This window comes from Phycisphaerales bacterium, from assembly GCA_035627955.1.
Lineage (GTDB): Bacteria > Planctomycetota > Phycisphaerae > Phycisphaerales > UBA1924 > JAEYTB01.
Genome location: DASPKU010000001.1, coordinates 253,045 through 267,052, shown reverse-complemented (window position 1 = coordinate 267,052; position 14,008 = coordinate 253,045). Strand labels below are relative to the sequence as shown.

Genomic DNA, 14,008 nt, shown 5'->3' with positions numbered 1-14,008 from the left:
CCGGGCTCGTACCCAACGTCCACCGTGCCACCGAGATGTCCCCATCTCGGTGGCTTTGCTTTATGGAGCCGAGCGCCGTACCTCACGCACCTCGTCCGGTCCATCCATTGGAATGAATAATGGGGGCGCAGTCTCGCCCCGCCCGTCGAAGCTATGGAACAGCCCCGGGTTGTAGGCCTTTCGCCACTCTCGATTTACTTTCCATGCCTTGCGGTCCCGATCGAACACGCGGCTGGCGTGTGCAACCACCTCCTCGTCACACCAAGCCGGGTGGATGTCGGCAGAGAACGCGCGAAGGAACGACGACGCGATGGTCCGCTTCACCTCGGGGCGGGTCGCCGCTTCCCAGGCCTCGAACAGAATGGTGAAGTTCTCGAGCGGTCGATCCAAGTAAGGGTTCACAAGCGAGTACTCAACGAAGTACCCGTCGGGGTCATCCACCTCCACCGGCACATTCGCAAGCATTCGCACTAACTTCCGCCGATCCCCTGCCACGAGAAGCTGCTCAAACAGTGCACACTGGAGGGTGCCCGCGAAGTCGGAGCGCTCAGGGCTCCTCACGAGGAACTCCAGCGCGTCGCCTCTCAGTACTTCATTCGAGGCCAACTGCCCGGCGACAGCGTCCCTGCGCCGGTACCACTCCGCCCTCCCGACACCCGGGTACTGGTCGTACACCCGCCGAAGTTGGGCGAGCGAGCCCTCGATGGAACGCGGTGCCGAACGGACCGCAAGAATCGCCGCGGACGCCATCAACCCAAGGGCGACGATCCATGTCCAAGCTGGTCTTCTGGGTTTGCAGCTCATCAACTCAGCCTACGGGTATTCGGAGTCGCGCGTGGCAGGACGCGCCGCCCTGCCCTACCTGCCCGGACGCAAGCGTGCGCGGGTGCAAACGGTGTAGCCGGCGCTCGCCGAATGGTTGCACCGCATTCCGCTAAGTTGCGCAGGACGCGAAGGGGGAGCGAAGGCGCGAAAAGGAGTCGGGTGGAAGTCGCACTTGTGAAGCGACCCGGCCAGTCCGCGCCTTCGTGCCTTCCACTTCGCGTCCAAATGCCCCTCCGCGTACTCCGGGTCTTCCCTCCGCACCCTCCGCGTTCAATGCCTTCTTCAGCGCCCCCGCGTTCTCCGCGAGGGCACATTCCTAGTGTTCACGCCTTGCCCGAGACCGACACCAACCCGCCCCCACCGGCTGCGCCTCCACCACGCACCCCCGCGCGCCTCCTGACGCGCCTGGGCCCCGCCGGGCCCATGGCCCTCGTCGCTACCACGCTGCCGCCCATCAGCGGCATCCTGCTCTTTGCCAACATGGGGCTGGTGAGCACTTGGCTGCGCGATCAGGGCACTCCTGGCGTGCTCCTGTACACCGCCGCGTTCGCCGTGCTCGCCGGGCTGGCGGTGCTGCCCACCTACGCCCAGGCCGTGCTCGGCGGCTTCGCCTTCGGAATGCTCATCGGCACGCCCGCGGCCCTCGTGGCCTTCACCTTGGGCGCCGGGCTGGGCACCGAGATCGCCCGGCGCGCCACCGGCGACCGCGTGATGAAGCTGCTCGCCGAGAAGCCCAAGTGGAAGGGCGTGCGTGACGCCCTCGTGCGCGAGCAGGTGCATTCGACGGACTTCTGGCGCACCACGGGCCTGGTAGCCCTCGTGCGCGTGCCGCCAAACTCGCCCTTCGCCCTCACAAACCTGCTGCTGGCGTCGGTGCAGGTGCCGCGGGCCCCGCTGTGGCTCGGCACGCTGCTGGGCATGGCGCCGCGCACCATCGCGGCGGTGTGGATCGGCTCGCACATCGAGACGCTCACCAGCAAGCAGGACATCGCCAACGCCACCCCACGCTGGCTCGCGATTGCCGGCATTGCTGCGGGCGTGGCCGCCCTGCTGGCAGTGGGCTACGCGGCCAACCAGGCCCTCAAGCGTGTCACGGCGGGCGCGGCGTAAAAGACAGAAGGCCTACCGCGGAGTTCCGCGGAGTGAGCGGAGTGGGCGGAGTGGCGATCAGGTTTGCTGGAGAGGTGTTCAAACGCTCCAGCGCTGGAGGTTGAAGAAGAACCACGCGACCAGCGCTGCGAGCGCAACCACCACCGCCCAACCCAGCAGCACCAGCCCGACCTCGACCGAGCGCCTCATTGCGCGGCCCCGCATTCCGGGCACGCGGCAGCGGCGGCGATGCCGCCACGGTCATAGCCGCAGGCCTCGCAGCGCCCGCGATGCGCACGCGTCCGCCGCCGCGCAAACGCGAGTGCTTCGACGACCCCCAATGCGGCAATCGCGTAGAACGCGGTGTTCAGGGCGAAGCCGGGCAGCAGCGGCTCACGGGGCAGGCGGTAGGTGCGGCCTCTCCACGTGATCTCCATTGTGTAAACGTCGATCGTCTGCGGCCCACTCGGCGTGCGTACCGAGACCCGGCCCTGCCGCAGGCACTCGACCGGCCACCCGGCTGTCTGGACGTTGTAGTCCCAGCGCTCTGGCCCGAAGTCCACCAGCCCTCTGAGAGCCCGGGGGATCGGGACCAGCGCGCCTGCCCCCTTGAGCCACTCTGCCGCGCGCGATTGCTCGCCATGCGCGCGGGCTGTGGCGTAGTCCTCCGAGAAACCAGCCGAGTGCATGAGCGTGTACGTCGTCGCCCCCACGCCCTCGCGCAGTGTCATCACCCGCACGAAGCGCCCCCCCACCTCCATAATGCACGCGTCGCTGGCCGCGGCGGCAACCGCCGTGCGGCTCTGCCTGCGCGGCATGGCGCAACACCACGCCACCCCCCACGTGACCACCGCGCCGGCGATCAGGCAGGCCCCAATCCGCGCCAGCCTGACCCTGCAGTGAATCATGGGGGACCCCGCGGAGAAACGGCCCGCACGCACCTAGCGCCTGAACCGCCCCCCATCACACTGCGCAGACGCGGCCGTCTCGCCCGGGAGCAGACGTACGGGTCCGGACCGGGGCGTGTTCACGGAGTACATCGATGCTCATAAAGACGAAAAACCCCGCACGGCGCTCGTGGCGCCGTGCGGGGTGTTCAGGGTTCAGGGCCTGTCGCAGGCCGAGAACAGGAGGAGGGGCGTAGGGGTCAGGATCTCAGCAGGCGCCGCCGCCCAGGACGCGGAAGAAGCTCTCGATGTCCTGGTCGGTGCCGATGTCACCATCGCCGTTGAAGTCAGAACTGCCGCAGGTGTGGCAGCAGGTGCCGCCCAGGCAGGCGAAGAAGGCCTCGATGTCGGCATCGGTGCCGGCATCGCCATCGCCGTTGAAGTCCTGGGTGCAGGTGGGGAAGCCGCCGTGAGCGACCCACACCTCAACGTCCTGACCGTTGAGCCAGCCGTCGCGATTGACGTCGCCCATGGCGATCTCTTCGCGCCCCGTGCTGTTGAGCTCGTCGACCGAGATCTCCTGCACGCCCTGGGGGCGGACGTTGCCGCAGCAGTCGGCCTCGGCGAAGTTCAGGAAGTGGATCTGCACGTAGGTGAAGTCGGCGGGGTCGACGATGCCGTTGCCGCTGAAGTCAGCGTGCAGGCCGCTGGCGCCGCACAGGGTGCTGGCCCCGACGTTCTGGGAGAACTGGCCGATGAAGCCGCCGAAGTCCAGGATGTCGATGACGGAGTCATCGTTGATGTTGCCGCCGATGAGCTGGTCGGCGCCGGTGAAGCTGAGCACGTAGTTGGGTCCGGAGATCGTGGCCAGCTTGGTGCCGCGCAGGGTGTGCTTCTTGTCGCGGGCGGTGAAGCAGGAGGAGACGCCGCAGGGGACGTCAAAGCTGGCGGAGCCCACGCCGTTGGTGAAGGTAATCGGCACGTCGTAGAAGTTGCTGCAGGTGTCGGTGCCGAACGTGATGCAGCGGGTGAAGGAGGGCGAGTTCACCACCGACTCGAGCCGCACAGTCGCGGTGACGGTGTTGAAGGGGTTGACGGTGATGGTCTGCACGCACGGCGTGTCGTTGCCGCAGCCATCGGTTGCCGTCCACGTGATCGTCGTGGTGCCCGTCGGGTACGGAGCGCTCAGCGGCTGGCTGTCGCTGCGGACGCCGACGACGGTGGGCGAGCCGCAGTTGTCGGTCGCGGTCGCGTCATTGAAGGACTGCACCGCGCCGCCGACGTTGATGTTGTCGACGTCCATCGCCATGTTGTTGACGAAGCTGGAGTCCATCACCAGGTTGGCGCTCAGCACGTTGCCGCTGCCCAGCAGGCTCACGGCCTGGGCATAGGTGCTGTAGAAGTTGCCGCCGAACTGGGTGAGGTCGAACCGCAGGTCGGTCGCGGCGAGCAGGTTGCCGGTGTTCTGCCACACGCCGATCGGCGGGCAGTCGTTGAAGTTGGGGGGCGTCGCCACGTAGACGAACACGTTGCCGTTGCTCGTCCCGTTCAGGTCGGTGTCGATCGCCAGCTGGAAGCGGGGCGAGCCCGCGCCCCAGCAGCCCTGGGTGACGCGGTAATCCATGCCCAGGTAGCTGAGCGATGCGAACGTCGTGGGCGACTGCAGCGTGTGGATGATGCCGCTGAATCCGCTGGGGTTGCCGACGATCGAGCTGATGTTGGCGATGAAGTTGCTGGTGGAGGGGACCTGGGAGATGGTGGTATCGCCGAAGATGCGCCAGCCGCTCGCCCGCAGGATCGACGGGAGCGATGCGGTGCACTGGCCGGCGTCAGCATTCAGCGTGACACTCGGGGGGCAGGTGATGACCGGGTCCGTGGTATCGACCGTGATCGACGCCATCGGGGTCAGCGTGGGGCTGATCGGCTCGCTCACCGCGTTGGTCAGGCGCGTGATGGGGTTGTGCGTGCGGAACTCGACCAGGTTCGCCCCGGTGCTGCACGAGTCGGCGCCGGCGATCCAGTTGAACGTCAGCGTCGCCATCGTGGTGTCGGCGGAGGTGCCGAGGTTGCCGAAGGGCACGCCCACGGCGTAATCCAGCGTTCCGTTCGCCATGTTGTGCGACTCGAACACTTCCAGAGTGAAGGGGGCATTCCCCGGCACGGCGCTGACCAGCTGCAGACGGGTCTGGTCGTAGTCGAGGAAGAACTGGCCGCCCACGACATTCTCGCTCGCCCCCGACAGGTCCACATTGACGGTGACCACGTTATTGGTCGAGCAGCTGGGGGCCGAGAGGGTGATCCCGGCGGTCGTATTGGTGAACAGGTTGTCCCAGTAGATGTCGTAGCTGACGCCGCCCACGGTGTTGTGGCCCTGGAGCAGGGTCGAGCCGATGCGGGTTGAGGTCCCCGCAGTCGTCGTCAGGCTCAGGTCACCGACTTGGTAGACCCAGTTGCCCCCCACGAGCTTGACCGACAGCGTGTACCAGCGGTCGTAGGTGAAGCCCGTGGGGAGGCCCATGTCGACCCACAAACCCGTGGCGTTGTCCCAACCCCGGAACCGGGGCTGGCCGGAGCCGTCGGGGCTCTGGGTGAACTCAAGGATCGGGTAGCTGGACACGGCGTTGCCCGCGTCGTACGCCACGCCCCAGAAGCCCGCCATCCGCTTGCCGCTGGTGGCCCAGTCGGAAGGGACGTACAGCTGAATGGTGTGCGACGTGGTGCCCGCGGGCAGCTGGAAGTTGCGGCCCTGAGTGCTGTAGAACGCCGAGTTGAACCCGCCGGGACGGCAAGGCTCGCAGTCGGCAGCGCTGATTGAGTGCTTCAAGCGACGGTCGCCGTCGAATACCGCGCTGGTGAACCCAGCAGGGTTGTACCGGTCGGTGTACCACACCCCCGGGCCGGACGTGCTGCTCAGCACCGGGTTTGCGTTGAACGTCTCGACGAGCCCGGCCGCGTGCGCCAGCGCCGCGAGCCCCATGGCCGCTCCTACCCCGAACATTCTGGTCTTCATCGATTCCTCTCCCTACTGACAATGAAGGCCGCAGGTGGGCCTAACCCATCCTGAGCCACAACTCGGTCTGCCCGGCGAAATAGCCAAGCAGACAGCAACCCGCCCGTTGTTTATCAGCGGCATGCGACAAGCATGCCACCCCCCAAGGGCGACTGGAACACACAACCCGCCAAGGCTGGCTGGCTTACATCAGGGTGTGTCGGTGTAGATTCCGAAGGTCCGGCGCCTCAAGTGCGGCCAATGGCGGCTGAAGCGTCGGTTGATCAGCTGACTTCAGCGACGACGACGACGGGCCCCGGCCAGCAGGCCAATCGCGGCAAGGCCGAGAGCACCAGGGGCGGGCACGATCTGCACACCGCCGCCGGAGAGGGCCCCGGTTACGTCCAGGTTCGGCACAGTGCCGTCGAACACCGTAGAGAACCCCACGGGCGAGCCGCCGGAGGTCAGCAGGCTGACGGGCGTGAACGACACCGGCGAGAGCGTCTGGAAGCGGAATGTCGTGAGCAGAACGCCCGCAGGCGTCGCCTGCACGGGAGTGCCGAGCCCCGCGTACGCGAGGTACAGGGCGTTGCCGTCCTGCGGGAGGAGTGACTCGTTGAGGCCGTAAGGGTCGGGCGAGGTGAACGCCGACGAGAGCAGCGAGACCGCCCCGGCATTGGAGTTGCTCAGCATCTGCAGGTACGCGGGCTCCCAGGCGAGCACCACCTGCACCGCCGACAGAGCCTGCGGCACGCCCGCGTCCGCTACGGCGTAGATGCCGAAGGTCACGGTGTCGCCGACGTTCGCGGTTTGCAGCGAGGGACGCAGCTCAAGGCCGACGCCGGCCAGTGATTGCGACGCAAGTGCGGACAGCCCCACCAGTGCAGGGGCGATCGCCCCCACGCAGATACCGTTCTTCATTGTCTTCTCTCCCCGCAGGGTGTTTCACCTGCACCCGCGAGAAGGTACTGATCGCCCGGCCGACAAACAAGCCCGCTTGTCAATTTTCGGGCAAGAATCTTCTCATTTGTTTCTAATCCGTTGCGTTAGCGGTGGTTGCGCATCCTCAGGGGCTCAACAAAAAGGGGCGCCCTCGCGGACGCCCCTCCCGTGCACACTGGTTCGTCACTACTCGGAGATCAATCCTCGTCGCCCTCGTCCCCGCCCTCGCCGGCGTTCTGGGCGGCGAGCTCGGCCTCGAGGACCTCGAGTGACTTCTCTTCCTCGACCTTCTCGCCCTTGGCGAGCTTCTCCTGCTTTTCCTTCTCGAGCTTGCGCTTGATGGCTTCGATCTTGGGGCGGTCGGGGCTCATGATGATGCTGGCCTGCTTGCCCATCCAGCGCGGGGTCTGCTCGACCTTGGAGATGTCCAGCAGCGCGTCGGCCACGTTGCGGAGGTTCTGCAGGCCGATCTCCTTGTGGGCGATCTCGCGGCCCTTGAATCGCTGGGTGAACATCACCTTGTGGCCGTGCATGAGGAAGCGGCGGGCCTGGTCGATGCGCACCTGGATGTCGTGCTGGTCGATCTTGACCGAGCGGCCCAGGCGGATTTCCTTCATTTCCGTGGCCTTGGAGGCGGCCCGAGCCTTGCGGTCCTTCTGGCTCTTCTCGTACTTGAACTTGCCGTAGTCCATGATCTTGCAGACGGGCGGGCGCGCGTCGGGCGAGATCTCGACGAGGTCGAGGCCCTTCTCCTGGGCCATGCGGATGGCGTCCTGCGTCTCGATGACGCCGATCTGCTCATCGTCGGGGCCGATCACGCGGACGGGCGTGATCCGGATGAGGTGGTTGAGCCTCGTACGCTGCACCATTGGACCGTGGTCACGGCTGAATCGACCCATAGAGAAACTCTGACTCCTTCCGCTCGCTCAAGAACTCGCGGGCACGCCACGCTGGCGGGCGCCGCACGCCGGGCTCGCCTTGGGGGCGGGCGCGGCGGGTGGAACGCTGTGTGAAGCTGCTGGGGGGAGAGGCTGGGGATGGCTGGGGGCGGGCGCGGTCATGACTGCGCCCGGAGGCACAGGGCCCGCCCTTCTGGTGCTGAGATACAAACGCGTGCTGCCATCAGACTCCAGTCTCAACAAGAACTACCGAAACACAGCCTAACTCTAGTCCCGCCCCGGGGCAAGCTCCAAGGGGCCGAATCCGCTGGATTCCCCCCGCTCGCGGCCTTCGCGGACGTTCACCCCGCACACCCCCCGCCCCCGCCCACAGGTTCACACGCCCGGTCATCGGCCTCCTAACTGGCCCGACGAGGCGGTGGCTTGGGAGTGCGTCGAAGCTGGCTCTGCAGCCGCTTGATGCGGGCGTGGTTGGCTGGCTCTTCCGCCTGACCGAACTGCCAGCACATCTGGAACGTGCGGGCGAACCGAGCGCTCTCAAACGCGGCGCTTCGGACACGGGGGAAGATCCGTTCAAAGTGAGCCTGGAGCAGGTGCTCGAGCAGGCACGTCGCCACTGCAGCGCGGATGTCCAGTTGCGCGTGCTTCCCCCACCGCTGCACGAATTGCCAGACCTCCTCGGGGTGCGTCTCTACGAACGCTCCGATCCGGATGATCGCCTGCCACCTTGGGTCGCGTTTGCCTGGGAGCGCCGGCGATCCGGGGAGCACCCGCTCCGCACGAGCAACAGCCCGGTTGACCGCGGCCGTACTCATGGACGCCCCTCAGCCGCCCCGCGCGAGCAGGAACACATTGAATCCGACGCTAATCACCAGCAGGGCGATCAGCAGCCCGAACAGCCACGGGCGCACCAGCGGTGGCTGGTTGGCGGAGACGGGGATCTCGGTCACGGCGGCCGCGGCCTCGGCGGCGGCGAGCTGCGTGAGGTCCACGCCGCCGATGTCCTTGTGGGCCAAGGGCGGGGGCTGCTTCTGCTTGACGGCCTTGAGGTCGGTGATGAGGTCGCGGGCGGACTGGTATCGCTTGCGCGGGTCCTTGGCCATCATCATCTCGACGACCTCGGAGAGGCCGGCGGAGAGCTTGGCGTTGACGTGGTCGGGGGGCACCAGCTCGGCCTTGAGGTGCTTGTGCATCACCGCCGAGGGGTTCTTGCCGTCGAAGGGCACCGCCCCCGTCACCATGTGGTAGAGCGTGGCGCCCAGCGAGTAGATGTCGGCCGCGGGGGTGATGTTGATCTCCCCGCGGATCTGCTCGGGGCTGATGTAGTAGGGCGTGCCAAAGGCCTTGCCCTGCTCGGCCTCCGCGGCTTCCTTGTCGGAGATGGCGCGGGCCAGGCCCATGTCGGCAAGCTTGGCGATGCTGGAGCCCGGGCCAGAGCCGCCCTGCGTCCTCGCCAGCATGATGTTCTTGGGCTTGACGTCGCGGTGAATAAGGCCGCGCTCGTGGGCGTGCTGCAGGGCCTCGGCGACCTGCATGATGAGGTCGATGGCCTCACCTTCCTGGAAGCGCTTGTGCTTGACGATCTCGTCGTAGACCGTGGAGCCCTCCACGTACTCCATGACGAAGTAGTGGTACTCGCCCGCCTTGCCCACGTCGTAGGCCTGCACGATGTTGGGGTGGTTGAGCTGCGCCGCGGCCCGGCCCTCGGCGTAGAAGCGCTCGATGAACTGCGGGTTGCTGCTGTACTTCTTGGGCAGCAGCTTGATGGCCACCATGCGGTCGAGCGAGAGCTGTTTGGCCTTGAAGACCGTGGCCATGGCGCCCGCGCCGAGCTTGGACATCACCTTGTACCCGGGGATCTTCTGCCCGCTGCGCTCGCCTTCAGCAAGCTCGCGGATGCGGGCCATCTGCCGGCGGGTGACGTACTCGTTCTCGACGAGCAGCTCGGCGAGGGAGCGCTGGCTCTTCTCCTCCGCGAGGGCCTTAGCCTGCGCCAGGCAGTGCGACAGCTCCTCGGGGGTGGCGAAGCCCTGGTCGATCACCAGGCGGCCGACGATGGTGTCGACGTTGGTCCCGCTCTTGGCGACCTCCTGGAGGATCTCCTCGGCGGTGGGCACGGCGGGGCCGGTGGAGCCCATCTTGGCCGAGGCGGCCTGTGCCGCGGCCGGGCCGGTGGCCGGGGCCTTCCCTAAGGGTGAGGTCTTGCCGGGGTCGCTCTGGCGGGATGAATCGGGCATCGGGTGGTTAAACAGTCCATCGGCCGCCGGGGTGGCGGGGGTCCAGCAAGGGGCGAACCGGATTGTACCCGCCTGAAACGGCTGCCCGCGCCTTCGAGGGGCGGTCAGAGGCGCGGGGCCCGGTGCTCGGGTGGGCCACCGGCTACCATCCGCCCCATGCACTTTGACGCCCACGGCCCCATCATCAACGACCTCGAGGCGCGGATCGTAACCATCCGCGACTCTCTTTAACTACGACAAGAAGCTCAAGAACCTGAGGGAGCTCGAGGCCGAGATGGCCGGCGAGGCCTTCTGGAACCAGCAGGACCGCGCCCGCAAGATCGTCTCCCAGGTCAAGGGGCTCAAGGCCCAGCTTGATCCGCTCACCGGGGTCATGAAGGACTTCGAGGACGCCAAGCTCGCCTACGAGATGGGCAAGGAGACGGGCGACAAGGACCTCATCGCCGAGGCCGACGAGACGCTCTTCCGGCTCGGGCCGCGAATGGAAAAGGTCGAGCTGCAGTCGCTTTTGAGCGGCAAGCACGACGCGTCCAACGCGTTCCTCACGATCTCCGCTGGCCAGGGCGGCACCGAGGCCAACGACTGGGCCGACATGCTCTTCCGCATGTACATCTACTACTGCGAGAAGATGGGCTGGCAGATCGAGGAGGTCGAGCGCGGCTTCGGCTCGGAAGTCGGCATCGACTCGGTCACGCTGCACGTGAAGGGGCCGTACGCGTTCGGCTACCTCAACTGCGAGCGCGGCACGCACCGCCTCGCCCGCGTCTCACCCTTCAACGCCCAGGGCAAGCGGCAGACGTCCTTCGCCACCGTCGATGTCGCGCCCGAGATCGAAGAGGTCGAGCTCAAGATCCCCGAGAAGGATCTGGAGATCGTGCCGTTCGTGCGGGCGTCGGGCCCCGGCGGGCAGAACGTCAATAAGGTGGCCAGCGCCATCCGCATCACGCACTTCCCCACAGGCATCCAGGTGGTGGCGAACTCATTCCGTGACCAGCCGCAGAACAAGGCCCAGGCGATGGCCGTGCTGATGTCCAAGCTGCAGGCCATGGAAGACGAGCGTCGCGAGAAGGAACTGGCCGCCGCCACGGGCGGAGCCATCGACCGCGGCTGGGGCACGCAGATCCGCTCGTACGTGTTCTACGACAACCGCGTGAAGGACCACCGCACGAACCACGAGTCCAGCGACTACGAGGCCGTGCTGCGGGGCGAGATCGCTGACTTCATCGACGCGGAACTGAAGCGCCGGCGTGCGGAGAAGGAAGAGAAGGCGAAGGCGGCTGCGAGGCCGTGATTTGGGTTGGGTGGCACGATCCGTCGGGTCGTGCCTTTCCCTACCCGGACGCGCTTCACTCTAAGCGAAAGGTGCTGAAGTCAATCTCTTCCTCAGCCGGCGGTCGCCAGCCAGCAGCCCGCGCATGCTCGATGAACTCATCGGGAGGCCAGACCCGGTGCGTACGGACGTAGTGCGCCAAGTCGATGCGCCAGGCCCACACCCCATCGGTCAGCGTGTGCATCTCCAAACTGGCAGGCGACTCTGCAACGAGAGCATCGCGTGTGACGCCCGGAATGACTTCGAGCCAAGGCGCCCGGCTCAGGTACTCGGCCAGCCGCTCGGCATCAGGGTGCGCCGTTGGGCGGATGAAATCACGCAGGCTCCCCGCCGGGCTCGACGTGATCGCGAGCTCCACCGTGTCGCACAGTGGCCTGAGCTTCTTCCGTCCCTCGCCAGCCATGACGATTGATGTTATTGATTCAGCCCCGCCCGGTCCCGCTGCATCTGGTCCGGCCGCTCCCACTGCACCCGGGGCGCATCACCCCAGAGCATCTCGAGGTCGTAGTGGGCACGGGTATTGGGCTCGAAGAGGTGCACGACCACATCAACGAAGTCGATGAGCAGCCACGTGCTACGGTCGTCGGCGTTGCTGCGGAAGCTGGGCATGCCGCGCCCCTTGCCGAGCTCCTCCACGTGCCGCAGCACCGAGTGCATCTGCCGGTCGGAGGTGCCGCTGCCGATGATGATGTAGTCGGTCACCTGCGACAGCTCGCGCACATCCAGCAGCACGACCTCCTCGCACTTGTCGTCGCGCACCAGGCGCGCGGCCTCGATGGCGAACTGGAGCGTCTCGGGCGAGGTGGCTTGGGCCTGTACGGGCTGGGTCGGGCTGGGCATGAGCATCGAGTTTAGGTCTCCCAAAGCGCCGACTGTGCCAGCAATCGGAACCCTCCCAGTTCGATGTGTCGCCCATTCTGGATGGGGCCGCCGCGCGAGAATCGAAGATCAGCCCGCGCCCAGCCCATCAAAGAGTGTTGGAGAGGCCATCCCCGGCCGCCGGGCCACCACCACGGGGCCTGTCATCCGCGGCGCCACCCGCTCGCGGCGCGGGGCCTCGGGCCAGGTCAGCTGGATCCAGTCGGTTGGCTTCTCCCAGCTCGCAATCGTCACCTTGCAGGGGCAGCCGTGGTAGTGCATCGCGGCCAGCTCCGGGCGGTTGCAGTCCAGCGACAGGTGCAGCAGCACGACGTGCTCGCGCGGCGCGATCGCCCGCACGGCCTCCGCGGCCTGCTCGTTGCTGAGGTGGCCGCTCCCGTGGGTGATGCGGCGGCGGAGGAACTCGGGGCGGCCCGAGTAGGCCTGCATGTTGGGGCAGTAGTTGCTCTCGATAGCCAGCACATCGACCCCCGCGAGGTGATCGATCAGCCGCTGCGTGGCCCGGCCCAGGTCCGTCGCGTAGCCCAGCGAGCGGCCGCTGTGGGCGAAGTCAAAGCGGAACGCCGCGGCACCGAGGGAGTCGTGCGACATCAGCACCGGGGAGACGTGCACGCCGGGAGCAACCTCGAAGGCGTCATCCTCGAACACCCGCGTCGGCGAGTACAGCAGCCCCGCCCGCTGGGCCCGGTTGCGGTGCCGCTTGTGCAGGTACAGCCACGCCCCCTCGGGCAGCCCGGCCCGCTCGCTCAGCCAGCCCTGGTGGAAGTGGTCGTGGTCAAGGTGCGTGAGCACGATTGCCGAGATCGGCAGGTCGATGCCCCGCTCCAGCAGCAGGTCCCTCGTGCGCCGCGGCGAAAGCCCCGCATCGATCAGCACCAGCGACTGCTGCCCCCCCGCTCCCCCCACTACCAGCGCCGAAGAGTTCCCCTTGCTGCTGGAGCTCAGCACGCACAGGCGGGCCTCGTCGCACAGGGGCACCGTCAGCGGGATGGTCGGGCCCTGCGCCTCCATGCGTTCACCGTACTCCGGCACTCAGCCCACTTCCTCGGCCCCTTCCTCGAACCCCGGCAGGTGCTCACCCCGGCGGGCGAAGTGCATCCACGTGACCAGGCTCCGCGGCGGGCGGGCCATCCCGTTAGAGACCGGCCGCCTGGCCGCCTTGACGAACTCGGCCATTTCCATCACGAGCGGGCTCTCGCGCCCGATCTCCTCGAGGACCTGGATCATCTCCTTACGCGGCAGCGTGGGCCGGAAGGCCTTACGGAACGCCTTGCGAACCAGCGTGACCTGATCGCGGGCGACGCCGTTGCGGCGTAGGCCCACGAGGTTGATCCCGTGCACGCGGTTGCGCTCCGCCGAGAGGCAGAACGGCGGCACATCCATCGCCACGGCGGTCATGCCCGAGATGAACGCCATGCGGCCGACACGGGTGAACTGGTGCACCGCGGCCGCGCCGCCGAGGGTGGCCTTGTCGCCGACCTCCGAGTGCCCCGCCAGCAGCACGTTGTTGACCAGCACCACGTCGTTGCCGCACTTGGCGTCGTGACCGAGGTGGCAGCCGACCATGAGGAAGCAGCGGTCACCGACGCTCGTGGGCACGTCGGGCTTGCTGGCCGCGTGCAGCGTGACGTTCTCGCGGATCTGCGTATCACGCCCGATGCGGACGCCTGCCGTCACGTGGTCGTCCTTCCACTTGACGTCCTGGGGCGTGAAGCCGATGGAGGTGAAGGGGTGGATCCGCGTGCCGGCGCCGACCTCGACCGGCCCCTGCATCGACACGTGCGAAATGAGCCGCACGTTCTCGCCGAGTTTGATGCGGCCGGTGAGCACGCAGTGCGGACCGATGACCACGCCCGGGGAGAGCTCAATCTCGCCCGACAGCACGGCCGAGGGATGCACGACAGGAGCGTTGGCCATAGGGGCCAATGGTA

12 protein-coding genes and 1 pseudogene are annotated in these 14,008 nt (G+C 67.1%); 2 read left to right on the top strand and 11 right to left on the bottom strand.

Annotation, left to right across the window (positions count from 1 at the left end; all coding sequences use genetic code 11):
• Window positions 1-60 precede the first annotated feature (60 nt).
• Window positions 61-804: a hypothetical protein gene (locus VD997_01085; protein ID HYE60563.1), complete on the bottom strand. Its 744-nt coding sequence runs from the start codon at window positions 802-804 to the stop codon at window positions 61-63.
• 351 nt (window positions 805-1,155) lie between these two features.
• Here VD997_01085 and VD997_01080 point away from each other — a divergent pair, with 351 nt between their 5' ends.
• Complete coding sequence (locus tag VD997_01080; protein HYE60562.1) at window positions 1,156-1,935, top strand: VTT domain-containing protein; 780 nt, start codon at window positions 1,156-1,158, stop codon at window positions 1,933-1,935.
• 185 nt (window positions 1,936-2,120) lie between these two features.
• Here VD997_01080 and VD997_01075 read toward each other — a convergent pair whose 3' ends face one another.
• The 6 genes from VD997_01075 to VD997_01050 all read right to left on the bottom strand — a co-directional run bounded on the left by VD997_01075 (window position 2,121) and on the right by VD997_01050 (window position 9,868).
• On the bottom strand, window positions 2,121-2,732 hold the full coding sequence (locus VD997_01075) for a hypothetical protein (GenBank protein ID HYE60561.1): 612 nt from the start codon (window positions 2,730-2,732) through the stop codon (window positions 2,121-2,123).
• A gap of 337 nt (window positions 2,733-3,069) precedes the next feature.
• Window positions 3,070-5,811: an HYR domain-containing protein gene (locus VD997_01070; protein ID HYE60560.1), complete on the bottom strand. Its 2,742-nt coding sequence runs from the start codon at window positions 5,809-5,811 to the stop codon at window positions 3,070-3,072.
• Between the two features lie 273 nt (window positions 5,812-6,084).
• The gene (locus tag VD997_01065; GenBank protein HYE60559.1) at window positions 6,085-6,711 is read right to left on the bottom strand and encodes a hypothetical protein; all 627 of its coding nucleotides are present in this window, start codon (window positions 6,709-6,711) and stop codon (window positions 6,085-6,087) included.
• A gap of 218 nt (window positions 6,712-6,929) precedes the next feature.
• Complete coding sequence (gene infC, locus VD997_01060; protein HYE60558.1) at window positions 6,930-7,601, bottom strand: translation initiation factor IF-3; 672 nt, start codon at window positions 7,599-7,601, stop codon at window positions 6,930-6,932.
• Between the two features lie 428 nt (window positions 7,602-8,029).
• Window positions 8,030-8,446, bottom strand: a complete 417-nt coding sequence (locus VD997_01055; GenBank protein HYE60557.1) for a hypothetical protein — start codon at window positions 8,444-8,446, stop codon at window positions 8,030-8,032.
• Window positions 8,447-8,455: 9 nt separating this feature from the next.
• A complete protein-coding gene (locus tag VD997_01050) occupies window positions 8,456-9,868 on the bottom strand; it encodes a serine/threonine-protein kinase (GenBank protein ID HYE60556.1) in 1,413 nt (470 codons plus the stop codon).
• Window positions 9,869-10,103: 235 nt separating this feature from the next.
• Between VD997_01050 and prfB the strand changes: the two are divergent.
• Window positions 10,104-11,159 (top strand): annotated as a pseudogene (gene prfB, locus VD997_01045) (peptide chain release factor 2).
• A gap of 55 nt (window positions 11,160-11,214) precedes the next feature.
• On the opposite strand, the gene VD997_01040 reads toward prfB, so the two are convergent.
• The 4 genes from VD997_01040 to lpxA form a co-directional block, all read right to left on the bottom strand.
• Window positions 11,215-11,601 carry a hypothetical protein gene (locus tag VD997_01040; GenBank protein ID HYE60555.1) on the bottom strand — a complete coding sequence of 129 codons (387 nt, stop codon included), beginning with the start codon at window positions 11,599-11,601 and terminating at the stop codon, window positions 11,215-11,217.
• An 11-nt stretch (window positions 11,602-11,612) separates the two neighbouring features.
• Window positions 11,613-12,038 (bottom strand): ribosome silencing factor, encoded by a 426-nt coding sequence (gene rsfS, locus VD997_01035; protein ID HYE60554.1) that lies wholly within the window; start codon window positions 12,036-12,038, stop codon window positions 11,613-11,615.
• A gap of 108 nt (window positions 12,039-12,146) precedes the next feature.
• Window positions 12,147-13,088, bottom strand: a complete 942-nt coding sequence (locus VD997_01030; GenBank protein ID HYE60553.1) for an MBL fold metallo-hydrolase — start codon at window positions 13,086-13,088, stop codon at window positions 12,147-12,149.
• 21 nt (window positions 13,089-13,109) lie between these two features.
• On the bottom strand, window positions 13,110-13,994 hold the full coding sequence (gene lpxA / locus VD997_01025; protein ID HYE60552.1) for an acyl-ACP--UDP-N-acetylglucosamine O-acyltransferase: 885 nt from the start codon (window positions 13,992-13,994) through the stop codon (window positions 13,110-13,112).
• Window positions 13,995-14,008: the final 14 nt, after the last annotated feature.